21 protein-coding genes are annotated in these 21,832 nt (G+C 62.3%); 10 read left to right on the forward strand and 11 right to left on the reverse strand.

The window, feature by feature from the left end:
- Positions 1-5: 5 nt before the first annotated feature.
- The 7 genes from recF to ACSQ3Z_RS07720 all read right to left on the reverse strand — a co-directional run bounded on the left by recF (position 6) and on the right by ACSQ3Z_RS07720 (position 8,326).
- A complete protein-coding gene (recF, locus tag ACSQ3Z_RS07690; protein WP_436170712.1) occupies positions 6-1,166 on the reverse strand; it encodes a DNA replication/repair protein RecF in 1,161 nt (386 codons plus the stop codon).
- Between the two features lie 98 nt (positions 1,167-1,264).
- Entirely contained in the window at positions 1,265-2,383 is a 1,119-nt protein-coding gene (gene dnaN, locus ACSQ3Z_RS07695) for a DNA polymerase III subunit beta (protein ID WP_436170713.1), read from the reverse strand.
- 199 nt (positions 2,384-2,582) lie between these two features.
- The gene (gene dnaA, locus ACSQ3Z_RS07700; RefSeq protein WP_006202947.1) at positions 2,583-4,055 is read right to left on the reverse strand and encodes a chromosomal replication initiator protein DnaA; all 1,473 of its coding nucleotides are present in this window, start codon (positions 4,053-4,055) and stop codon (positions 2,583-2,585) included.
- Positions 4,056-4,971: 916 nt separating this feature from the next.
- Entirely contained in the window at positions 4,972-5,238 is a 267-nt protein-coding gene (gene rpsT, locus ACSQ3Z_RS07705; protein WP_006202948.1) for a 30S ribosomal protein S20, read from the reverse strand.
- A 146-nt stretch (positions 5,239-5,384) separates the two neighbouring features.
- Positions 5,385-6,158: an enoyl-CoA hydratase gene (locus ACSQ3Z_RS07710; protein WP_436170714.1), complete on the reverse strand. Its 774-nt coding sequence runs from the start codon at positions 6,156-6,158 to the stop codon at positions 5,385-5,387.
- A 46-nt stretch (positions 6,159-6,204) separates the two neighbouring features.
- Positions 6,205-7,095, reverse strand: a complete 891-nt coding sequence (gene mutM, locus ACSQ3Z_RS07715; protein WP_436170715.1) for a bifunctional DNA-formamidopyrimidine glycosylase/DNA-(apurinic or apyrimidinic site) lyase — start codon at positions 7,093-7,095, stop codon at positions 6,205-6,207.
- A complete protein-coding gene (locus ACSQ3Z_RS07720) occupies positions 7,079-8,326 on the reverse strand; it encodes a phosphopentomutase (protein WP_436170716.1) in 1,248 nt (415 codons plus the stop codon). Before ACSQ3Z_RS07720 ends, mutM begins: the two co-directional genes overlap by 17 nt.
- A 160-nt stretch (positions 8,327-8,486) precedes the next feature.
- Here ACSQ3Z_RS07720 and ACSQ3Z_RS07725 point away from each other — a divergent pair, with 160 nt between their 5' ends.
- Entirely contained in the window at positions 8,487-9,452 is a 966-nt protein-coding gene (locus ACSQ3Z_RS07725; RefSeq protein ID WP_436170717.1) for a phosphate/phosphite/phosphonate ABC transporter substrate-binding protein, read from the forward strand.
- A gap of 16 nt (positions 9,453-9,468) precedes the next feature.
- On the opposite strand, the gene ACSQ3Z_RS07730 is transcribed toward ACSQ3Z_RS07725, so the two are convergent.
- The 3 genes from ACSQ3Z_RS07730 to ACSQ3Z_RS07740 all read right to left on the reverse strand — a co-directional run bounded on the left by ACSQ3Z_RS07730 (position 9,469) and on the right by ACSQ3Z_RS07740 (position 11,325).
- Entirely contained in the window at positions 9,469-10,089 is a 621-nt protein-coding gene (locus tag ACSQ3Z_RS07730) for a TadE/TadG family type IV pilus assembly protein (RefSeq protein ID WP_436171861.1), read from the reverse strand.
- Between the two features lie 37 nt (positions 10,090-10,126).
- Positions 10,127-10,750, reverse strand: coding sequence for a TadE/TadG family type IV pilus assembly protein (locus ACSQ3Z_RS07735; RefSeq protein WP_436170718.1), 624 nt, complete (start codon positions 10,748-10,750; stop codon positions 10,127-10,129).
- Positions 10,751-10,902: 152 nt separating this feature from the next.
- A complete protein-coding gene (locus tag ACSQ3Z_RS07740) occupies positions 10,903-11,325 on the reverse strand; it encodes a pilus assembly protein N-terminal domain-containing protein (protein WP_436170719.1) in 423 nt (140 codons plus the stop codon).
- A gap of 356 nt (positions 11,326-11,681) precedes the next feature.
- Here ACSQ3Z_RS07740 and ACSQ3Z_RS07745 point away from each other — a divergent pair, with 356 nt between their 5' ends.
- The 9 genes from ACSQ3Z_RS07745 (at position 11,682) to ACSQ3Z_RS07785 (ending at position 20,798) form a co-directional block, all read left to right on the forward strand.
- Positions 11,682-11,852, forward strand: a complete 171-nt coding sequence (locus ACSQ3Z_RS07745; RefSeq protein WP_436170720.1) for a Flp family type IVb pilin — start codon at positions 11,682-11,684, stop codon at positions 11,850-11,852.
- 174 nt (positions 11,853-12,026) lie between these two features.
- The gene (locus tag ACSQ3Z_RS07750; RefSeq protein WP_436170721.1) at positions 12,027-12,545 is read left to right on the forward strand and encodes an A24 family peptidase; all 519 of its coding nucleotides are present in this window, start codon (positions 12,027-12,029) and stop codon (positions 12,543-12,545) included.
- A 192-nt stretch (positions 12,546-12,737) separates the two neighbouring features.
- A complete protein-coding gene (gene cpaB, locus ACSQ3Z_RS07755; RefSeq protein ID WP_436170722.1) occupies positions 12,738-13,550 on the forward strand; it encodes a Flp pilus assembly protein CpaB in 813 nt (270 codons plus the stop codon).
- A complete protein-coding gene (locus ACSQ3Z_RS07760) occupies positions 13,547-15,064 on the forward strand; it encodes a type II and III secretion system protein family protein (protein ID WP_436170723.1) in 1,518 nt (505 codons plus the stop codon). Before cpaB ends, ACSQ3Z_RS07760 begins: the two co-directional genes overlap by 4 nt.
- A gap of 14 nt (positions 15,065-15,078) precedes the next feature.
- Positions 15,079-15,819, forward strand: a complete 741-nt coding sequence (locus tag ACSQ3Z_RS07765; RefSeq protein ID WP_436170724.1) for a CpaD family pilus assembly protein — start codon at positions 15,079-15,081, stop codon at positions 15,817-15,819.
- 29 nt (positions 15,820-15,848) lie between these two features.
- A complete protein-coding gene (locus ACSQ3Z_RS07770; RefSeq protein WP_436171862.1) occupies positions 15,849-17,132 on the forward strand; it encodes an AAA family ATPase in 1,284 nt (427 codons plus the stop codon).
- 29 nt (positions 17,133-17,161) lie between these two features.
- A complete protein-coding gene (locus ACSQ3Z_RS07775; protein ID WP_436170725.1) occupies positions 17,162-18,664 on the forward strand; it encodes a CpaF family protein in 1,503 nt (500 codons plus the stop codon).
- Between the two features lie 29 nt (positions 18,665-18,693).
- A complete protein-coding gene (locus ACSQ3Z_RS07780) occupies positions 18,694-19,707 on the forward strand; it encodes a type II secretion system F family protein (RefSeq protein WP_436170726.1) in 1,014 nt (337 codons plus the stop codon).
- Between the two features lie 68 nt (positions 19,708-19,775).
- Positions 19,776-20,798 (forward strand): type II secretion system F family protein, encoded by a 1,023-nt coding sequence (locus ACSQ3Z_RS07785; RefSeq protein ID WP_436170727.1) that lies wholly within the window; start codon positions 19,776-19,778, stop codon positions 20,796-20,798.
- A gap of 94 nt (positions 20,799-20,892) precedes the next feature.
- Here ACSQ3Z_RS07785 and ACSQ3Z_RS07790 read toward each other — a convergent pair whose 3' ends face one another.
- Complete coding sequence (locus tag ACSQ3Z_RS07790) at positions 20,893-21,714, reverse strand: tetratricopeptide repeat protein (RefSeq protein WP_404279997.1); 822 nt, start codon at positions 21,712-21,714, stop codon at positions 20,893-20,895.
- Positions 21,715-21,832 lie beyond the last annotated feature (118 nt).

Consider the following 21,832-nt stretch of genomic DNA (forward strand, 5'->3'; position numbering starts at 1 on the left):
CCTTGTCAGGTATCTTTGGTTGGCCCAACTGTGCCGTGATCGACCGTCAGGAACTGTGCACGTCCAGCGAGACTGGAAAACAGCGCCGCATCGGTTCCGGTCATGAACGCCTGGCAGTTGAGCTCTTCCAGGATAGAGAACAGCGCTGCGCGCCGGCCGGCGTCGAGATGCGCCGCGATCTCGTCGAGCAGCAGGATCGGCGTCATGCCCGACATCTCGCCGGTCAGCCTTGCATGCGAAAGCACGATGCCGACCAGCAACGCCTTCTGCTCGCCGGTCGAGCAAAGTTCGGCAGGCATCGCCTTGGGCCGGTGTCGCACGACGAGGTCGGAACGGTGCGGGCCTTCCAGTGTGCGCCCGGCGGCGCGGTCGCGGTCACGGCCGTCGGCAAGTGCAGCGCGGAACCGCTCCTCGACATCGACGGCAGGCGTTGTGGCCACCTGCTCCTCCAGTTCGCCGGAGAGGCCAATGTCTGCCTGCGGAAACGGGCCGCTATCGGGCAGCCGGTCGATCATGGCTGCGAGCAGGCGCACCAGTTCCGCCCTTGCGGCCGCGATCGCCACGCCGGTCTCGGCCATCTGCGTCTCGATAGCGTCGAACCAGGCGCCGTCGCGCGATCCTTCCGTAAGCAAGCGGTTACGGCCACGCATGGCCTTTTCATAGTCGAGCGCGCGCTGGCCGTGTCCGGGGTCGATCGCCAGCACCAGCCGGTCGAGAAAGCGCCGGCGGTCGGCGGCCGGCCCCGGGAACAGGCCATCCATCGCCGGCGTCAGCCAGACGACACGTAGCCATTCCAGCATGTCCTCGGCCGATCGCGCCGTAGCACCATTGATCCGCACCCGCCTGCCGCCTTCGCCGGCGTTGTCGCCACCCGCAATGCCGGTGCCGATTTCAACCTCTCCTTCGGCCCCTTCGATCCTCGCGTGCAGGGCAAAGCCGCCATCGCCGCCTTCGCGCGCCACGTCGGCATAGGGCGCGCGGCGGAGCCCACGTCCCGGCGTCAGCAGCGAAACCGCTTCCAAGAGATTGGTCTTGCCGGCGCCATTGTCGCCGGAAAGCACCACGGCGCCAGGCTTCAGGTCGATCGACAGCGCCGCATAGTTGCGGAAATTGGTAAGTGTTAACTTACTTATATGAGTTTGTTTTTGAGACTGTTTGGCGGTCACGACGGCAAAAAGGCGTGCCGGTCTCCACCTCCCTCGATGAGCAGGGGATGTCCGGCGGGACGAACAAGGGTGATTTCTCGCATAGGCCTCGTTCGGGCCTACACCCGCATCGGCATCAGCACGTAAAGAGCGGTTTCGTCGGCCATGTCGTGGATCAGCGTCGGTGAACCGGCATCCGCCAGCATGAACTTCGCTTCCGTACCGGTCAGTTGGGCGGCGACGTCGAGCAGATACTTGGCGTTGAAGCCTATCTCGATCGGATCGGACGAGTAATCGGCCGCCAGTTCCTCAGTGGCGCTGCCCGAATCCGGATTGTTGACCGCGAGCGTGACCTGGCCTTCGGCGATCGAAAGCTTCACCGCCCGGCCGCGCTCGGACGAAATGGTCGAGACGCGATCGACGGCGGCGGCGAAACTCTGCCGGTCGATGATCAGCTGCTTGTCGTTGCCGGTCGGAATGACGCGCTGGTAGTCGGGGAAGGTGCCATCGATCAGTTTCGAGGTCAGAACGACGCTGCCGATGGTGAAGCGGATCTTGGTATCCGACAATTCGGTGGTCACGGCGACGTCCGGATCGTCGACCAGCTTCTGCAACTCGCTGACCGTCTTGCGCGGGATGATGATGCCGGGCATGCCCTCTGAGCCTGCCGGCGCGTCGATCTCGGCGCGCGCCAGGCGATGGCCGTCGGTGGCAACCGAGCGCAGCTTCAGCTTGCCGCCGGCCTCATGCGTGTGCAGGTAGATGCCGTTCAGATAGTAGCGCGTCTCTTCGGTCGAGATGGCGAACTGGGTCTTCTCGATCAGGCCCTTCAAACCGACCGAATCGAGCCGGAAGATATGCGAGAAGGAGCCGGCCGAGAGTTCTGGGAAATCGGATTGCGGCAGGCACTGCAGGCGGAAGCTCGAACGGCCCGACGTCACCGTCATGGCGTTGCCGTCCTCGTCGGTTTTCAGCATCACCTCCGCCCCGTCGGCGAGCTTGCGCACGATGTCGTAGAGCAGATGCGCTGGCACCGTCGTGGCCCCGCCGCGCTCGACCTTGGCGGGCGTGGCTTCGGTCACCTCGAGGTCGAGGTCCGTCGCCTTCATTTCAAGGCTGGCGCCTTCGGCGCTGAGCAGCACGTTGGACAGGATCGGTATGGTGTTGCGTCGTTCGACCACGCGGTGAACGTGGTTGAGCGACTTCAGGAGATTTGACCGTTCCAGGATAACACGCATGACGAAACAGGCTCGCTTGAATGGATGAGCGGGTCTCCGGCAGGCGGCGCCCCGCGAAAGGTCTGAACAGGCTCAGAATCTGCGTAAGCTGATAGGAAAAAACCTGCAAACGCAAGCCCGCGCCACCGGTTCAGGCCGGTTACGCGGGCTTTCTGGGGATAAAGCCGGCACGGCGCGCCAGCCGGCGTTTCCCACCCGATCAGGCCTGGTCGTTGATCAGCCTTCTCAGCAGTTCCAGTTCCTGCGCCAGCGTGTTGTCGTTGCCGGAAAGATCCTCGATCTTGCGCACGGCATGCAGCACCGTGGTGTGGTCGCGTCCGCCGAAACGCCGCCCGATCTCCGGCAGCGAACGCGGCGTCATCACCTTTGACAGGTACATGGCGACCTGCCGCGGCTTGACGATGGTGCGCGTGCGCCGGTTGGACAGAAGCTCGGTCTTCGACACATTGTAGTGGCGCGCCACGATGCGCTGGATATCCTCGATGCGCACCCGCTTCGGCTCGCCCGAACGGTAGATGTGGCCAAGGATCTCGTCGATGCGGTCGATGCTGATCTGCGGTTCGAAGGATTGGCGGAACAAGAGCTGGTTGAAGGCGCCCTCGAGTTCGCGCCCGCTGCCCGTCACCGTGCGGGCGACATGGTTGAGGATCTCCTCCGAAATATCGAGCGAGGCGTCATCGACCTTGGCGGTGGCAAGACGCAGCTTGAGCATGCCGATCCGCATGGCGAAGTCGGGCGCCGACATTTCGAGCGCAACGCCGCCATTGAGGCGAGAGCGCACGCGGGGCTCCAGCGATTCCAGCTCCGACGGCGGCCGGTCCGCGGCAACCACAACCTGCTTGGCGCTGTCGAGCAACATGTTGATCAGATGGCAGAATTCATGCTGGATCGACTTGCCCTGCAGGAACTGCATGTCGTCGATGATCAGGAGGTCGATGTCGCGCAGCTGTTCCTTCAGCGTCAGCGCGTTGTTGTCGCGGATCGCGGTGGCGAAGCGCCACATGAAATACTCGGCCGTCAAATAGACGACGCGCGACTTCGGATTGTGCCGCAGGGATTCGGCCGCGATCGCTTGCAAAAGGTGCGTCTTGCCGAGCCCGACCGTCGCATGAAGGAAGAGCGGATTGAAACGCACCGCGCTCGACTGCGATTCCGCCACAGCCTTGGCGGCGGCGAAAGCCACCCGGTTCGACGGGCCTTCGATGAAGGAGCCGAAGGTGTAGCGTGGGTCTAGCGGCGAGCCCAGCACATTGTGCCGGTATTCGGCTTCGATGGGCGTGCCCTGGCGCGGCGCCGGCGCCCGTTCCACCCTGCCGGGCCCCGCAGTGCCGGCGGCCAGCGTCGTCTGCGTCTGCCGGGTCATCTTGCGCGCCGGAACGGCCTCCGGCTCGACGCCGTTGCGTCCCTGGCGCGTGGCGGTGCGCACGACGATCTCGATCTTGAGGATTTCGGGATCTTCGTGCTTCCACAGTTCCGCTATGAGGTCGAGGTAATGGCCGTTGATCCAGGACCGCAGGAAGGCCGTCGGCACGGAAATGCGCACAATGCCACGGGATGCTTCGGCAACCTTCATGCGGCCGAACCAGCTTGAATAGACCTCGACTCCCAGACGTGCCTTCAGCTGGGTCTTGACGCGTTCGAACTTCTGTTCCGCGTCGCTGGAAGCCGCCATGCCGTCCCCTCCGACAAATGTTGCTGGGAATGGGAGTTCGCTCTTTAACTCCCTCTCGGTGCCGCTCTGCATGATCGAGTTCCTTGTCCTTTTGTACCCTTTTTCCGCCGGGGATGCGCCTCCTGCATCCATGTTTCCGACGACCGTATCTTTGCTGCGACACCACCGCCGCCGCCGGCAGGTGAACATCGCCTCGTCACAAAGGGACCGGTGCCGGCTCTTGCAAGCCGGGCCGTTCTCGACACACCAGGCAATACGATGCCATCCGGCGAAAACGCCGGCACCATCGACCTGCCATGTACAGTTACGCCAGTCCCCTACCGCCTCGAAAAGACAAACCAAGCCCGTTCGCGGAATTGATCCACGTCATGAATTCTGCCATTTTGTGCTGGCCAATTCAGGCTAGGTGAGAGCCAAAAGCCCGTCCCTTCGATGGAGGGACATTACCGAAATCGCTGTGGATAGGGCAAGGCCACGACTAACGGATTTTTAACGAATCTGGTTAGCGGAGACGGGTTCGGAGCAGATGCCGCAACGGCACATTTTGATAAAGCCATTGTGATTCAAACCCTTTTCCGGCGAATATGAAAACGGCCACCCGGCGCGAAATTTTCTGAAATAATTCTCTTGACAGCAACTTGTCCCCCATCGCCCGGATGCGATGTGAACAAGCTGTGGACCACCATCTGCAAGTTGTTGAAAAATATATGGAATTTGTGTCAGCCGAAATTGCCGACCCTGCCGCTTTCGGCATAACCGGGTATCAGCGCACATGTATATGCCGGCAAACCATTCCGGACTTTGAAATCCAAGCCAGACGCGCTTTGCGGGCGTTCTTTTTAAGTACTTGCCGGCAAACGAAAAAACCCGGCGGGATCCGCCGGGTTTGAACAAGCCAAGTTTAGTTAAATGTATATTAGGCCGACAGCACCTTAAGGCGGTGGGCCAGGCGCGACACCTTGCGGGATGCCGTATTCTTGTGCAGCACGCCCTTGGTCGCGGCGCGCATCAATTCCGGCTCGGCGGCCTTGAACGCGGCCAGCGCGGCGGTCTTGTCGCCGGCGGCCAGCGCCTCTTCGACCTGGCGGACATAGGTCCGAACACGCGAGCGGCGGTTCTTGTTGATCGCCGCGCGGCGGGCGATCTTGCGCGTTGCCTTTTTGGCCGAGGAGGTATTGGCCATGATGCCTCTCTTCTAATCTGGTGGGCGCATGCGGATGCCGCAGGGCGCAAAAAACAAACGGGCAGCCAAAGGCCGCCTCGGTTGGAGCGGCTTATAGTTCAGCTTTTCCGGCGCGTCAACGCCGCTTGGCCTTCTTTTTGACCCGCCTAGCGGTTGGTGAAATTCGGCTTCCGCTTCTCGGCAAAGGCGGCCATGCCTTCCTTTTGGTCGTCCAGCGCAAACAGCGAGTGAAACAGGCGCCGTTCGAAGCGAAGCCCTTCGGCAAGGGTCGTCTCATAGGCGCGGTTGACCGCCTCCTTGGTCATCATCACCGACGGCAGCGAAAACTCGGCGATCTTGCCCGCTGCCTTCAGCGCTTCCTCCAGAAGGTCGCCGGCGGGCACGACGCGCGATACCAGGCCGCAGCGCTCGGCCTCCGCCGCATCCATCATCCGCCCGGTCAGGCACATGTCCATGGCCTTCGACTTGCCGACGAAGCGGGTCAGCCGTTGCGATCCGCCCATGCCGGGCATGACGCCGAGCGTGATCTCGGGCTGGCCGAACCTTGCATTGTCGGCCGCGATGATGAAATCGCACACCATCGCCAGTTCGCAGCCGCCGCCAAGCGCATAGCCGGCGACCGCGGCGATGACAGGCTTTCGCGTACGCGTAAGTTCCTCCCAGCCGACGAAGAAGTCCTGCACATAGGCGTCGACGAAGGTGATCGCCTGCATTTCCTTGATGTCGGCGCCCGCCGCAAACGCCTTCTCGGAACCGGTGATGACCATCGCGCCGATCGCGGCATCGGTGCCGAACCCGTTCACGGCCGCCACCACCTCCGCCATGACCTGGGAATTCAGCGCGTTGAGCGCCTTGGGTCGGTTCAGCGTGATCAGCCCGACCTTGCCGCGCGTTTCCACGATGATGGTTTCATAGGCCATGGCTTCGCCTCCTCGTTCCTGCCGATTGCTGTCGACTGGTCCTAGCTTACCGCTGACAGGTCCGGCAATAGAAGGTCGAGCGCCCGCTTTGCACGATGCGCTCGATATGGCCGCCGCAGCCGGGCGTTGAGCATGGCTCGCCTTCCCGGTCGTAGACCGCGAAGGAATGCTGGAAATAGCCCAGCGAGCCGTCCGTCTGCACATAGTCGCGCAGCGACGATCCGCCGGCGGCGATCGCATCGGCGATGACCGAACGGATCGCTCCCGCAAGGCGTTCGCTCTGTGCCGCCGCCTTCTTTCCAGCCTTGGCGATCGTGCCTGATTCACGCAGCGGCGACAGGCCGGCGCGCCACAGCGCTTCCGAAACATAGATGTTGCCAAGTCCCGCGATCAGCCGCTGGTCGAGAAGCGCTGCCTTCAACGGCGATCGGCGGCCTTCGAGCAGCGAGGCGAGCAAGGCGCCATCCAGCGCATTGCCGGTCGGCTCGACACCCAGTCCGGCCAGCATCGGATGCGTGTCGGGCGCTCCTTCGGCAAACAGCATGAAACCGAAGCGGCGCGGGTCATTGAAGATGACGCGGGAGCGGGCACCGCCGGCCGAGACCACATCGAACACGACATGATCGTGCGCGGTGCTCTTCGAGCGCTCATGATGGAATACACCCGGCGTCTCGCTGCCATCTGACGTCTCGATGCGGAACGAGCCAGACATGCCGAGATGGCAGATCAGCACCGGACCGCCCTCCACATGCATGGTGAGATATTTGGCCCGCCGGCCGAGTGCGGTGATGGTCTTGCCGGTCAGCCGCTCGGAAAACTTTTCGGGAAACGGAAACCTGAGATCGGGCCGGCGCGCCAGGACGCCAACGAGGCGGGCGCCTTCCAGAACCGGTTGCAGGCCGCGCCGGACCGTTTCGACCTCAGGCAATTCGGGCATGGCCACCTATCGTCGCATAGAAAGAAGTGCCGTGAAGGCCACGCGCCAGCCCGAGATGCTCGGCGACGGTTTCGCCGATGTCGGCGAAGGTCGTTCTGAGCCCGACGTCGCCCCCTGTAAGGTCCTGTCCGACGCCGATCACCGGAATGCGTTCGCGCGTGTGGTCGGTGCCGCGCCATGTCGGGTCGTTGCCGTGGTCCGCTGTGAGGATGAGAAGGTCGCCTTGCTTCAGTTTGGCAAGCGCCTCGGGCAGACGCCGGTCGAAGGCTTCGAGCGCGGCCGCATAGCCGGCGACGTCGCGGCGATGGCCGAACTCGGTGTCGAAATCGACGAAATTGGCAAACACCAGATCACCGTCGCCGGCGTCGTCCATCGCACCCAGCGCCTTGTCGAACATCGCCATGTTGCCAGCCGCCTTGCGCACTTCGGAGATGCCACGATGCGCGAAGATATCGCCGATCTTGCCGACCGCGATGACCTTGCTTCCGCGCGTTGTCAGCCGGTCGAGCAGCGTCGGTTCCGGCGGCGGCACCGCATAGTCTCGGCGGTTATAGGTGCGCTCGAAGGTAGCGACGGTTTCCCCGACAAAGGGCCGTGCGATCACCCGGCCGATGTTCAGCGGATCGACCAGCCCGCGCACCACCTTGCAGAACTCGTAAAGCCGCTCCAGTCCGAAATGCACTTCGTGCGCGGCGATCTGCAGGACAGAGTCGACCGACGTGTAGCAGATCGGTCTGCCGGAGCGGATATGCTCCTCGCCGAACCGCTCGATGATCTCGATTCCCGCAGCATGGCAATCGCCGAGAATGCCGGGCACCTTTCCGTCCCTGATCATCGCCTGCGTCAGCTCGGCCGGAAAAGCCGGCACTGTCTCGGGGAAATAGCCCCAGTCGAAGCGTACCGGTAGGCCAGCGATCTCCCAGTGGCCCGAGGGCGTGTCCTTGCCGCTCGAGACCTCCTGCGCCGCGCCATGAAAAGCTGTGGCAAGCGGCATCCTGCCGCCGTCGAACCGGAATCCGGTCGCGGTTTCCGCCGCGCGGGCAAGACCGAGCGAGACCATGTTTGGCACGGCGAGCGGCCCCTTGCGCAGGCCTTCGCGATCTGCGCGGCCCTCTGCGCAGGCCAGCGCGATGTGCCCGAACGTGTTGGCGCCGGCATCGCCATAGCGCTCGGCATCGGCGGCGCCGCCGATGCCGAAGGAATCGAGAACGAAGAGGAAAGCGCGTGCCATCGAATGGGATCGTGTTGCCTGTCTGCGGTCCCAGACATAGGGTTCCACATCGCCATTGGCAATTCGGAAACCAAACGGCAACGGCTTGGGCGCGATAGACGGGGCGAGACCGGATGCCGACGCGGGCAGGGCAGTGATGAGACATGGCGGCGCATTTTCGGTGAGGTCCGCCTTGAAGGCATGCGCGGCCGCATTTGCGTTGCTGGCCGCATCATGGCCGAACGCGGCGCGTGCCGACTGGCGCGATGACATCGGCACGTTCCGCATCGGCATCGTCGCCGAAGCCGGCGGCGGCAACACCGTTCCGGGCCTGGCGCTGCTGACGGACGCCTATACCAAGGGGCTCGGCATGAAGGTGGAATTTGTCGTCGCCCGCGACTACGCGGCGCTAATCGAGGCGCAGGCAAGTGGCCGGATCGAGTACGCGGTCTATTCGGCGACGGCCTACGCCACCGCCTCGCGACGCTGCGGCTGCGTCGAACCTCTCGTGGCGCCGGTCGATGCCGATGGCGCCATCGGCATCCGCTCCGTCCTGGTGACGCGCGACGGCAAGGTTCCGGATCTTGCGGCCATGGCGTCACACCGGATCGCGATGGCGCCTTCCGACAGCATCGGCGGTTCTTTGATGCCGCTAGCCGGGCTCAAGGCGGATGGCGTCGAGCTCAGCGAGGACGCGCCATATCTTGTGCACGCCGCCTCGGCCGCCGCGGCCGAAGCGATGCTGATAGACGGCCAGGCCGATGCCCTGTTCGGTTGGGAGAAAGCCATGGCGGACGGCCAACCGGCTGTCCTGGACGGGCAATCGGCGGTACTGGACGACCGATTGGCCGAACCGGCCGGCACGGTGGCGAGGCTTGAGGCGGCGGGTCTTCCAAAGAGCGAACTTCAGCTCGTATGGACGTCCGGCTTGCTCAGATACGGCCCGCATGCCGTCCGCAGCGACCTCGACCCCGAGGCCAAGCGCCGGCTCACCGTTTTCCTCACCAACCTCAAGTCGATGACGCCTGATGTCTACGATCTGCTGGAGGCGGCGCACTCCGGCGGGTTCGCCATCGCTTCCTCGAAGGACTATGCGATGGCCGCGGCCATCGTGAAGCTGGTTTCAGGCAAAAGCGGCCAGCAATAATCGGGAAGACGCTGTCTCAGCAGTCGCTGCAGGGGATCGTCGTGCTGCGACGGGGGCGCAGATAATAAGTCTCGCCCATCGATATCTTGTTGAAGGCCGTGGTCAACCCAAGCCGTTGCTGGCCGTCCGCCGACCAGGTGATGACCGGCTCGTAGGCAAGGTCGCTTTCGACACGAATAAGAAAAGTGCCTGCAACCTTCAGCGTGGCGGGAACCGTGGTGGGAGTGTCCTTGACGGCATCGACGCTCGACGTACCATCGACCAGCTTGCGCGACCAAACGACTTGCACTTTCGGGGTGGCATCGCTCGTGACCTCTATCGCCGTGATGACGATCTTCGGGGTCGAGCGGTTGTAGGGCTTCAAGGTCGATGTACCGATCTTCATGATCGCATCGAGATCTGCCTTGTAAATTGTATTCTGCTGCGTGACGAGATCCGCCACCATGCTGCCGATGCGGCTGACCTTCTTGCTGGTCTCGATGGCCTGCGAAGCCTCCATGGTCACAAAATACATGACGAGCAGAACAGGCACGATGAACGCAAACTCGATGGCCGCCACGCCGCGTCGGTCGGCGCAAAACCGCATCGCCCTTGCCCAGACTGCCAAAATCCCCCGGTGTGCCCCCGCACGATACATGCCTTTACCCCCGTTTTGCCAAAGCAAACCTGCAATCTCAGTTGTCGAACGGTTCGTTCTGCCAAGTCACGGACGCGAAATGCAGCGTTTTGCCGTCCTTGAGATTGGCCATCGACTTGGCCATGAAATCTGTCATGACAGGCCATTTGTAGAAAACCCGCAGCATGTTCTTCGATTCCGCCAGGCCGGGAGATACCTCGAAGCTCGTCGAATTCGTGCCTTGTGTCAGCTCGATCTCGCCGTTGACGATCTTGAAGCTCGCCGCAGCGGCGTCGGCAAAGGTCGGATACTCTCGAAGGTCCACCAGCAGTGGAGCATTTGACCCAGAACCGGGGCAATTGTCGCCGACCATGATTTTCAGCCTGTCGCAGATCAGCTGCTTGATCGAGGCTTCGGTGACGTCGGCCTTCTTGATCTGCCCGGTGCGCAACTGACGGGCGATATCGTCCGTGGCGTTGGCCATCACTTCCTGGCCGGCAAATGAAATGCAGCTCTCGAGGATGGCGAAGACGAGGGCTGCAAACGGAGCGGCAAGCATGGCGAATTCTATCGCCGTGCTGCCGCGCCTGTTATCAAGGAAACCATCGCCCAGGAAACGGGAGCGGAACCTTGGCCGCCTGTTGCTGCGATTGCCGTCTTCGGGTGCCGGATCCCTGCTCATGTGCCGTTCCTGCCGATGCGTGTGCGGTGTCGCGGGCACATTAGCGAAGACCCATTGAAACCCGGTTTTGATGACCGCTAAATTCGTCGAGACGCCCTTAACCGGCCACTAACCGTGGCGGCCGTCGCACCAAGTGCCGACAGCCGGAGCGCTCAGTGGCCGGCGCTCATCTCGGCTTCCGAGGCCTTCTCGCTGTCGCTCTTGTACGAGCTTTCGCAATAGGGCGTGCAGGACATGGTCTGAATTTCGGAGCGCCTGTAGATTCTGACCGAAGACGCGTCCTGCCGCACGACCGTGACCTGTTCGTCGATGATCGGGCTGCCGTCCTGGTCCAGCACAACCAGGTTGGTGACGCCGAATCCCTTGCCGGTCAGAACGATTGTCGAGGCATCCTGAACGGCGGCGTCGGCGATCGCCGGATTGCCGACGACGATGGTGTCGGCGGCGCGCGACAACTTGACGATCTTCGCCTGGTTCATCGTGACTTCGATGCCGGATCCGGCCATGGCCGGCATGACGAAGGCAGAGGCGGCGAGAAGCGCGGCAACTGCAAATGACGATCTCGACCCGGTCATTGAGACGCTCCAAGGCGGCAAACTGTTCAACGGAACATGAACGAGATTGGTGAACCAACGGTTAAACCTGGGCTGGGCGCGATAAGGATTGGTGCGCCGAACTCGCGGTGCGCTACAGCCTGGGCTGTTTTAGCAATACTGAAGGTGCGCCGATCTCCGCCCTTTCCCTGCCTGCCGGTCCACGTTCCCAGCGTTTAGCGCACGGTTAACCACGCAACGGGTTCGGTGCCGGAAAGGAATCGGTAAGGCTGTTTATTAAGCCGATCGAAAGAGCTTCTCCCTAGATTGGCAGCATCCGATCAACCGGCAAGAGAAGTTGACGGAAGTGCTGTAACACGTGGAGTAGGAGCTCTCGAATGTCTAACCTGATCGCACGTTTTGTGAAGGACGAATCCGGCGCGACCGCCATCGAATATGGTCTGATCGCTGCTCTCATCGCGCTCGCCATCATGGTCGGCGCTGGCGCCCTTGGCAATGCTCTGAACGCCAAGTTCGAGAACATCGCCGAAGTAGTCAACGCCTCGTAATACCGAAGCAACCTGGTTGCTTGCAAACAAAAGGGCCGCCTTTCGGGCGGCCCTTTATTTTATGGTGTCTGCATTTTGTGATGTCCGGCGCTTTTGAAGTCCCCGCCTCATCAATCGTTAAGCGAACATGCCTAGGCTGCTGCCAGGTACATCTTGACCACAGGCGCCGCGCCCATGCTTGAAGCCCTGATCTTCGTCGTGTTTCCGTTCTGCATGCTTTTCGCCGCGATCTCCGACACATTGTCGATGACAATCGCCAATCGCGTGCCGGTGCTGCTTGTGGCTGTCTTTGCCCTGGTCGCGCCGCTGACGGGTATGGATTGGGCAACCTATGGCTGGCATTTCGCCGCCGGTGGCCTTGTGCTGGCCGTGACGTTCGGTCTGTTCGCGCTCGGCGGCATGGGAGGCGGCGACGCCAAGCTGCTGGCCGCCACCGCCATCTGGATGGGGCTCAACATTCACCTTGTCGAATACCTCGTGGCGTCGACAATCATCGGTGGCCTGTTGACGATCGCCATCCTCGTCTACAGGAAATCGCCGCTGGCGACCTATACCGGCCACAACCCGTTCCTGCGCCATTTCGCAGACGAGACGTCCGGCGTTCCCTATGGCATCGCGCTTGGCATTGGCGGACTGCTCACCTATCCGGACTCGCCGCTGATGGTGTGGGCGCTGGCAAGGCTGGCGGCTTAGCCATCTTTATCTAGTTTCGCTTTCGAAGAGGCGGCCTGGCCGCCTTTTTTGCGCGCCAGAGGCAGTTCGTTCTAATTTATGTAAACCTTAAATTAATCACGATCGTAAGCATTACATTAACCTTGTTTTGACGATTGCTGCTGCAAAGTCCCCCTTGGCTAGGTGGTTTGCCAAAGGCGAGGGTTCGGACAGATGCCAGCATCCCGACTGATCATACTGAGCGTGGCGGTGGCCGCGGCGGGTGGTGCAGGATATGTGGCGAAGAACATGGTGGCGACTTCGCCGCCTCAGGTCATCGTCGGTTCTCCGCAAGCGCCGGCCATCGCCCTGCAGGACGTGCTTGTCCTGACGGGCGATGTCGGCATGGGCAGTCCGCTGGAGAACAACATCAGCTGGGAGTCGTGGCCGTCCAACGGCGTCAACGCCAATTTCATCACCCGCGCCGCGGAGCCCGATGCGGTCGAGAAGCTGAAGGGTTCCGTTGCCCGCGTGGCGATGTACACCGGCGAGCCGCTGCGGCGTTCCAAGCTGATCGGCGAGGGACAGAGCTTCATGTCGTCGATCCTGCCCTCCGGCATGCGCGCCGTTGCGACCGCGATATCGGCTGACACGTCCGCTGGCGGCTTCATCCTGCCCAATGACTTCGTCGACGTCATCATGACGCGCCGCTCCGATACCGGGACCGGTGGCAACGGTTTCACCACCGAGACCATCCTGAAGAATATCCGCGTTCTGGCGATCGACCAGACCATCCAGGAGGATGAGGAAGGCAAGAAGACCAGGGTCGGCCAGACCGCTACGCTGGAGCTGACGCCACAGCAGGCCGAGATCATCACGGTTGCGCAGCAGATGGCCGATCGTCTGACGCTGGCTCTGCGCCCGATCACAGACGCTCACGAAAAGAATTTGGGCGAGGCTGACTATCTCGTTTCCGGCAACGGTCGGCGCGGAACGGTGCGGTTGATCAAGTCGGGCGAAGTTTCCGAAGTGGGAGCAAGGAAATGAGGCTAAACGGTAAACTGCCGTTCGCGATGGCGGTGGCAATCGGCCTGTTCCTGGTCGGTACGAACGCGCCTGGCCTTGTCGAAGCAAAGGCTGCGAACAGGAGTGCCGGCGTGACGGCATCCGTTGCCACCCAGCGCGTCAAGCTTGGCCTCAACAAATCGGTGGTCATCGACCTGCCGAGCGATGCCTATGACATTCTCGTCGCCAATCCCGCGGTTGCCGATGCGGTGACCCGCACCGCAAGGCGAATCTATCTGTTCGGCAAGGCCGTCGGCGAGACAAATATTTTTGTCTTCGGTCCCAATGGCGAGCAGATCGTCAGCCTGGATCTGGCGGTCGAACGCGACGTCGCCGGATTGGAGGACTATCTCAAGCGCTTCATTCCATCCTCCGAGATCAAGGTCGAACTGCTGAACGACAACGTCGTTCTGACCGGATCCGTCGACACCCCTCTCGATGCCAAGCGCGCGGTCGACCTGGCAACCATCTTCGTCTCCGGCGGTGAAGCGACGACGGGACAGTATTCGCAGACCGCGGCCGGCGGTGACGCCAATGGCGGCGTCGACATCAACAACCCGGACCAGGTACGCCGCGTCTCTAAGATCGTCAACCTGCTGCAGATCATCGGCGACGACCAGGTCACGCTGAAGGTGACCGTCGCCGAAGTCAGCCGCGTGGTGATGAAGCAGCTTGGTGTCAACATGATCGGAAGTGGTGGCAGTAACGGCATCAGCTGGACCGCGATCAGTGACAATTTCACCGGCCTCGGCAAGTCGCTGTCGCATTCGGGCCTCAGTTTCGCAACCTCTAATTTGCAGGGCTACATCAACGCGATGGAGCAAGCTGGCGTCATGAAGACGCTCGCCGAGCCGACATTGACTGCTGTCTCCGGTGAGAAAGCAACCTTCAAGGTCGGTGGCGAGTACAATATTGCGAACAGCCAGACGATCCCGGACAACAACGGCAACGTCACCTATTCGTTGCAGAAGATCGAGTATGGCATCGGCCTCGAATTCCAGCCGGTCGTGTTATCGCCTGGACGCATCAGTCTGAAAGTCAGGACCTCGGTTTCGGAACCGACACTCGAAGGATCGGTGGCCCTTTCAGCTGGTGTGAAGCAACAGGGCATGAATGTGCTTTCGCTTCGCAAGCGCCTGGCCGACACAACGGTTGAACTGCCCTCTGGCGGCTCCATGATGATCGCCGGCCTCGTTCGCGACGATGTTCGGCAGGCGGTTACCCAATTTCCCGGTCTAGGCAAGATTCCGGTGCTTGGCACGCTTTTCCGTAGCCGGGACTTCGTGCGCAACGAAAGCGAGCTCGTCGTCATCATCACGCCTTATCTGGCGCGGCCGGTGGCGCGTAACGATCTGGCCAAGCCGGACGACAATTTCAACGCGCCGAGCGATGGCGCCGGCATGTTCCTTGGCCGCGTCAATCGCGTCTTCGGTACAATGCAGACCGACAAGCCCAACGGCCGCTACCACGGCGTTGTCGGCTTCATCTACAAGTGAGCGGGGAAGCGGACATGTTCCAGTCAGCATCAAAGGCCATGATGATCACCGCCGCAGGGTCCGGCCGCAAGCGGATCCACCGGACGGTCGCTCCGGCCCTGGCGGTCCTGCTCGTCGCATCGCTTGCCGGCTGCGCCAACCTCAAGCGCGACAGCGTCACGGTCGGCGCCATTCCGGACGACTATCGCACCAACCACCCGATCATGATCGCCGAGAAGAACCAGAAGATCGATCTTCCGGTCGGCGCCGGCGACCGCGGCATGACCGGCTCACAGCGTGACACGCTTCTGGGCTTTCTGGACGGCTATGACCGGAGCGCGGCTCCGGCGCTGACGATCGCAATCCCGGTTGGCTCGGCCAACGAGATCGCGGCGGCCGCGGCGGGACGCGATTTCGCCAGGCTGGCGGTCGCCAGCGGCATCAAGCGGAACCGGATCGTGATGACGTCCTATCAGTCCGTTTCCGTCGAAGCATCGGCGCCTGTGCGCGTCGCCTACATCTCGGTGAAAGCCCAGACCGACAAATGCGGACGCTGGCCCGACGATCTGGCGCAGACGTCGGAAAACAAGCACTATGCCGATTTCGGCTGCTCGTATCAGAACAACCTTGCCGCTCAGATGGCCAATCCGGCCGATCTGCTCGGCCCGCGCAAGTCTTCCGATATTGATGCCGAAAATCGCAGCGCGGTGATCGACACGTACCGCAGCAGAGGCATTTCGGACGAGTTCCTGGGCAATTCGGAAGTGACCTACTGAGCGGCGCAAGTCACGGAAAGAGCATGACGATGAGCAATCTTGCCTATGACACTCCCGTAGATGGCGCAGAAACCTCGCAACAGGACATTGCCGCGATGCAGGCCCTGCGGCCGGTCCCGCGCATCTCGATCCAGGCTTTTTGCGAGACCGAGGGCGTCGCCAATCCGGTCAAGCTCGCCGGTGAGGATCGCCGCATGGCGAAGGCTCATCTGAAGGTCCATATGGGAGGCATCGCCACGGCGATCGAGTTCTACCAGTCGGCGCCGACGCCGAACCTGATCCTGCTTGAATCGCGCAGCGAGCCCAAGCAGCTGCTGGAGCAGCTTGCCCAGCTATCCGAATATTGCGACCCGACCTCGAAGGTCGTGGTGATCGGCCACTACAATGATGTCGGCCTTTACCGCGAACTCATCCGCTCCGGTATTTCCGAATATGTCATCGCGCCGGTGTCGATGACCGACATCGTCAGCGTGGTTTCGTCGATCTTCGTCGATCCGGAGGCCGAGCCGATCGGCCGTTCGATCGCCTTCATCGGCGCCAAGGGCGGCGTCGGCTCCTCGACCATTGCCCACAATGTCGCCTGGGCGATGTCGACGCTGTTCAAGTCCGAAGTTGTGGTGGCCGATCTCGATCTTGCTTTCGGCACGGCCAACATCAACTTCGATCAGGATCCGGCACAAGGCATCGCCGAAGCTGTATTTTCGCCCGAGCGCGTCGATGAGGTCTATCTGGACCGGTTGCTGGCGCAATGCGCCGAGCACCTGTCGCTGCTGGCGGCTCCGTCGACGCTCGAGCGGGTCTACGATTTCGATCCCGACGCTTTTTCGCAGCTGATCGACACGGCCCAGCGCAGCGCACCGCTGCTGGTGCTCGATGTCCCGCACGTCTGGACGGGATGGGCCAAGAGCACCCTGATCAAGGCTGACGAGATTGTCATTACCGCGACGCCGGAACTGGCCAATCTGCGCAACACCAAGAATATGGTGGACATGCTGAAACGGCTTCGCCCGAACGATCCGCCGCCAAGGCTGATCATCAATCAGGCGGGCGTGCCGAAGCGTCCCGAGATCGGATCGTCGGATTTCGCCGAGCCGCTCGGCATCACGCCGATGGCGGTCATCCCATTCGAACCGCTCCTGTTCGGAAACGCAGCCAACAACGGGCGCATGCTTGGCGAGATGGATGCCAAGAGCCCGATCGTCGGCCTGGTCAATGAGATCGCCCATGTGCTGACCGGGCGCAGCGAAATCAAGGCCAAGAAGAAGGCAGGTCTTGGCATGCTCCTGAGCAAGCTCTCACGCAACAAGAAGTGACGCTCAAGCAGCGGAATTGGTAGTCGATCATGTTTGGTAAGAGAGGCTCAGACGACGGCAACCGGTTCAATCCGGAATTCCGTCAGCCGGCACCGGCGCCGGCTGCGACCGTGCCTGCGGACACGGCGGTTCTCGCGCGGCCGGCGCCTGCGTCGCCGCAACCTGGTGCCGCCGTTGCCCCACCCGCCCGACGCCCGGTCGAGCCGCCGCCGTTGGCGCCGCCGCCGAAGAAGGTCCAGCGCGAGCGCAGCGAAAGCTACTACGACACCAAGAGCCAGGTCTTCTCCGCGCTCATCGACACGATTGACCTGTCGCAGCTTGCCAAGCTCGATCCCGAAAGCGCGCGCGAGGAAATCCGCGACATCGTCAACGACATCATTGCGATCAAGAATTTCGCGATGTCGATCGCCGAGCAGGAGGAACTGCTCGAGGATATCTGCAACGACGTGCTCGGCTACGGTCCGCTGGAGCCCCTGCTCGCCCGCGACGACATCGCCGACATCATGGTCAACGGCTCCAAGAACGTCTATATCGAAGTCAACGGCAAGGTCGAACAGACCGGAATCCGCTTCCGCGACAACCAGCAACTGCTCAACATCTGCCAGCGCATCGTCAGCCAGGTTGGCCGCCGCGTCGACGAATCCAGCCCGATCTGCGATGCCCGCCTCCCCGACGGCTCCCGCGTCAACGTCATCGCGCCGCCGCTCTCCATCGACGGCACCGCGCTCACCATCCGCAAGTTCAAGAAGGACAAGCTGACGCTCGACCAGCTGGTCAAGTTCGGCGCCATCTCGCCGCAAGGCGCCGAGGTCCTCAAGATCATCGGCCGTGTCCGCTGCAATATCGTCATCTCGGGCGGCACCGGCTCGGGCAAGACGACGCTGCTCAATTGCCTGACCAACTACATCGACCGCGAGGAACGCGTCATCACCTGCGAAGACTCGGCCGAGTTGCAATTGCAGCAGCCGCATGTGGTTCGCCTCGAAACCCGCCCGCCCAATCTCGAGGGTGAGGGCGAGGTGACCATGCGCGATCTGGTCAAGAACTGCCTGCGCATGCGGCCGGAGCGGATCATCGTCGGCGAAGTGCGCGGACCGGAGGTCTTCGACCTGCTGCAGGCGATGAACACCGGTCACGACGGCTCGATGGGAACCATCCACTCGAACAGCCCGCGCGAATGCCTGAACCGTATCGAATCGATGATCGCCATGGGCGGCTACTCGCTGCCGCAGAAGACCGTGCGCGAAATCGTCGTCGGCTCGATCGACGTGATCATACAGGCGGCCCGCCTGCGCGACGGTTCACGCCGCATCACCCACATCACCGAGGTGATCGGCATGGAAGGCGACGTCATCATCACGCAGGACCTCGTCCTCTACAACATCAAGGGCGAGGACTCGAACGGCAGGCTGCTGGGCGAGCACGTCTCGACCGGCATCGGCCGTCCGCATTTTTGGGATCGCGCCCGCTACTATGGCGAGGAACAGCGCCTCGCCACTGCGCTCGAGGCCATGGAGAAACGCGCTGACTGACGCATCTGGAGGCGTAGGGGTCCTGGTCGATGTTCGGAATTGACACCACAGTACTGGCGTTTGTCGTGCTGGCCGGCTCCAGCGCCGGCGCGGTCGCCTATGCTTTCCTGTTCACCCGGATGAGCAACGAGAAGCAGGTCGGCAAGCGCCTCGAGACCATCAAGACTGCCGAAACCGACCGTTCCGTCGTCAAGGCCTCGCGTGATCGTGCCGCCGAAGCAACCAAGCGGCGAAAGTCCGTCCAGGATTCGCTGAAGCAGCTCGACGAAAAGCAGAAATCCAACGATCGCAACGTCAGGAAGCCGCCGCTGAAGGCGCAGATCCGCCAAGCCGGCATGACGATTTCCATCGAGCGCTTCTACATCTACTCGGCCGTCTGCGGCATCGTACTCACCGCTCTCGCCTATATGGCCGGTGCGCCCTTGCTGATCCTTCCCGGTGCGTTGCTGGCCGGCGCCCTTGGTCTGCCGCGCTGGTTCGTCGCGTTTCGCCGCGGCCGGCGCGTCAAGGCATTCCTCGCCGAGTTTCCGAACGCCCTCGACATCATCGTGCGGGCGGTCAAGTCGGGCCTGCCGCTCAATGATGCCATCCGCCTGATCGCCAACGAATCTCCGGAACCGGTAAAGACCGAGTTTCGCCGGATCATCGATTCGCAGCAGATGGGCATGTCGATCCCCGATGCGGCGATCCGCATGGCCGAGACCATGCCTTGCCCTGAGGCGGGATTCTTCGGCATCGTGATCCAGATACAGTCGCAGGCCGGTGGCAATCTTTCCGAGGCGCTTGGCAATCTTTCGCGCGTGCTGCGCGACCGCAAGAAGATGAAGGCCAAGGTGCAGGCGCTTTCGATGGAGGCCAAGGCCTCCGCGGTCATCATCGGCGCCCTGCCTTTCGTCGTGGCCTTTCTCGTCTACCTGTCGAGCCCGAACTACATCATGCCGCTCTTCACCACCAGCACCGGCCACCTGATCATCGGCTGCTCACTGGTCTGGATGTCGATCGGCATCATGGTGATGCGCAAGATGATGAACTTCGAAGTCTAGAGCATGATCCCGAAAAGTGGGTCCCGGTTTTCGGAGAAGATCATGCTCGAACAAAAAGATAGAAACCAATGACAGACCAGGTCGTCAAATCCCTTACCGACCCCGCCTTCCTGATCGCGCTCCTGGTCGGCATTGCGGTGTTTGCGACCGTCTTCACGCTCTTGCCCGCCCTTGGCGGCAACCAGCTCAAGTCGCGCATGAAATCGGTGGCGCTCGAGCGTGACGAATTGCGCGCCAAGCAGCGCACGCGACTGGCCAACGAAGCCGATCGCCGCCGCAAGGGCGGCGGCCTGCGCGAGGAACAGTCGATCGGCATGCGCAACATCGTCGATCGGCTGGATCTGAGGCACGCGCTGGCCGATGAGAGCACACTGCAGAAACTCAAGGTGGCGGGTTTTCGCGGCCAGAATCCGCTGACGCGCTTTCTGTTCTTCCGCCTTATCCTGCCCTTCGTCGGTTTCGCGTTGGCGGCACTCTACGTTTTCATGCTCGGCGGACTGCCTCTGCAGCCGCCTTTCATCAAGCTGTTCGTCTGCGTTGTCGTCGCCTATGGCGGCTTCTATGCGCCGATACTCTACGTCAACAACCGCGCCGCCAAGCGCAAGCAGTCGATCCAGATGGCGTGGCCGGACGCACTCGACCTGATGCTGATCTGCGTCGAGTCCGGCATGTCCGTGGAGGCCGCCCTGCGCAAGGTTGCCGAAGAGATCGGCGCGCAATCGGTGGCCTTGGCGGAAGAATTTGTCCTGACCAACGCCGAGCTCTCCTACCTGCAGGAACGCAAGGTGGCCTATGAGAACCTCGCCAGCCGCACCGGCCTGGAATCGGTCAAGTCGGTGACGCAGGCGCTGGTCCAGGCCGAGCGCTACGGCACGCCGGTGGCGCATGCGCTACGCGTGCTGGCCGCAGAAAGCCGCGACATGCGCATGAACGCGGCCGAGAAGAAGGCCGCCGCCCTGCCGCCCAAACTCACCGTGCCGATGATCCTGTTCTTCCTGCCGGTGCTGTTCGCCATCATCCTCGGCCCGGCCGGCATCCAGGTCAGCCAGCGCGGCGTCTTCGGCGATCAGCACAAGTCGAGCAGCGAGTAGCGCCGAGATCCGGCTCACGCATACACAAAAGCCGCGCTGCCTATGCCGCGCGGCTTTTGTCTTTGGCGAGATTGGAGGATCGGACGCGCTACTGTCAGTTGGTCGCGGGTTTGTCCTTGTCCTGATCCTTGAGCTGGCTCCAGGCGTTCTGCTGCGCAAGCATCTGGCGCAGATAGGCGACGTTGGCCTGCGCCTGCTCGGGCGAGAGCTCCTGCGAGGCGATCTTCTCGGCCTCGTCGAAGCGGCCCTGCAGGCCGACGACCAAAGCCAGGTTCTGCCGGACCCGGCTGTCGGCGTTGGGCTGTTCGGCGGCCGAGCGCATATAGGTCTCTGCCGTGCGCAGATCGCCTTCCAGCACGTAGGACATGCCGAGATTGGACAGGATCGAGGGTTCGTTCGGCTTGAGGTCGAGCGCCTTGCGGTAATCCTGGCGCGCTTCGTCCTTCTGCCCCAACTGGTCGAGAATGGCTGCTTCCGCCGAAACCAGCCGCCAGTCCGGATACTCCGGCGTTTGCGCGCGGCGCACCGCATCGAGCGCCGGCTCGAACTGCCCGTTGGCGGCCAGCGCCTTGCCGTAGGCAGCAAGCACGTCGCGGTCCTTGGGGTAGGCGATGGCCAGCTTGCGCATGACGGCGAGCGACTGGTCGGCATCGCCGTCCATCTGCAGTGCCGCCGCGTAGTTCGTGGCGATGCGCTTGTCGTTGGGATTCTTGGCATAGGATTCGCCGAGCGCTATCGTCGCGTTGTGCAGTTCGCCGGCGGCCATGGTCTCCAGTGGTTTGCTGCTGGAGCGTGAAATCGAGCCGGTCGTGAACTTGCTGGTGGTGCCGCAACCCGCTACGCTCGCCGCCAACGCCGCCAAGAATGCCGTGGTGATCAGACGCTTGCCTGTGATGTTCGACACTTTGATCGGCATTGGCACCCGGTCTCCATTCACGCGGCCATTGCCTGGCCGTCTTCCCTCCCGCAGAAATATTCTGTTAACCCTAACGGACCGTTAAGAAACGCCGACTCGCAATGCGATCGGCCGGAGA

Source organism: Mesorhizobium sp. LjNodule214 (assembly GCF_964252735.1).
Lineage (GTDB): Bacteria > Pseudomonadota > Alphaproteobacteria > Rhizobiales > Rhizobiaceae > Mesorhizobium.

What these genes read in the sequence shown, in the direction of transcription:
- dnaN (WP_436170713.1), bottom strand. Translation starts at nt 2,383, where the DNA reads ATGCGTGTTATCCTGGAACGGTCAAATCTCCTGAAGTCGCTCAACCAC.
- dnaA (WP_006202947.1), bottom strand. Translation starts at nt 4,055, where the DNA reads ATGGCGGCTTCCAGCGACGCGGAACAGAAGTTCGAACGCGTCAAGACC.
- rpsT (WP_006202948.1), bottom strand. Translation starts at nt 5,238, where the DNA reads ATGGCCAATACCTCCTCGGCCAAAAAGGCAACGCGCAAGATCGCCCGC.
- ACSQ3Z_RS07710 (WP_436170714.1), bottom strand. Translation starts at nt 6,158, where the DNA reads ATGGCCTATGAAACCATCATCGTGGAAACGCGCGGCAAGGTCGGGCTG.
- mutM (WP_436170715.1), bottom strand. Translation starts at nt 7,095, where the DNA reads ATGCCCGAATTGCCTGAGGTCGAAACGGTCCGGCGCGGCCTGCAACCG.
- ACSQ3Z_RS07720 (WP_436170716.1), bottom strand. Translation starts at nt 8,326, where the DNA reads ATGGCACGCGCTTTCCTCTTCGTTCTCGATTCCTTCGGCATCGGCGGC.
- ACSQ3Z_RS07730 (WP_436171861.1), bottom strand. Translation starts at nt 10,089, where the DNA reads ATGTATCGTGCGGGGGCACACCGGGGGATTTTGGCAGTCTGGGCAAGG.
- ACSQ3Z_RS07735 (WP_436170718.1), bottom strand. Translation starts at nt 10,750, where the DNA reads ATGAGCAGGGATCCGGCACCCGAAGACGGCAATCGCAGCAACAGGCGG.
- ACSQ3Z_RS07740 (WP_436170719.1), bottom strand. Translation starts at nt 11,325, where the DNA reads ATGACCGGGTCGAGATCGTCATTTGCAGTTGCCGCGCTTCTCGCCGCC.
- ACSQ3Z_RS07745 (WP_436170720.1), top strand. Translation starts at nt 11,682, where the DNA reads ATGTCTAACCTGATCGCACGTTTTGTGAAGGACGAATCCGGCGCGACC.
- ACSQ3Z_RS07750 (WP_436170721.1), top strand. Translation starts at nt 12,027, where the DNA reads ATGCTTGAAGCCCTGATCTTCGTCGTGTTTCCGTTCTGCATGCTTTTC.
- cpaB (WP_436170722.1), top strand. Translation starts at nt 12,738, where the DNA reads ATGCCAGCATCCCGACTGATCATACTGAGCGTGGCGGTGGCCGCGGCG.
- ACSQ3Z_RS07760 (WP_436170723.1), top strand. Translation starts at nt 13,547, where the DNA reads ATGAGGCTAAACGGTAAACTGCCGTTCGCGATGGCGGTGGCAATCGGC.
- ACSQ3Z_RS07765 (WP_436170724.1), top strand. Translation starts at nt 15,079, where the DNA reads ATGTTCCAGTCAGCATCAAAGGCCATGATGATCACCGCCGCAGGGTCC.
- ACSQ3Z_RS07770 (WP_436171862.1), top strand. Translation starts at nt 15,849, where the DNA reads ATGAGCAATCTTGCCTATGACACTCCCGTAGATGGCGCAGAAACCTCG.
- ACSQ3Z_RS07775 (WP_436170725.1), top strand. Translation starts at nt 17,162, where the DNA reads ATGTTTGGTAAGAGAGGCTCAGACGACGGCAACCGGTTCAATCCGGAA.
- ACSQ3Z_RS07780 (WP_436170726.1), top strand. Translation starts at nt 18,694, where the DNA reads ATGTTCGGAATTGACACCACAGTACTGGCGTTTGTCGTGCTGGCCGGC.
- ACSQ3Z_RS07785 (WP_436170727.1), top strand. Translation starts at nt 19,776, where the DNA reads ATGACAGACCAGGTCGTCAAATCCCTTACCGACCCCGCCTTCCTGATC.
- ACSQ3Z_RS07790 (WP_404279997.1), bottom strand. Translation starts at nt 21,714, where the DNA reads ATGCCGATCAAAGTGTCGAACATCACAGGCAAGCGTCTGATCACCACG.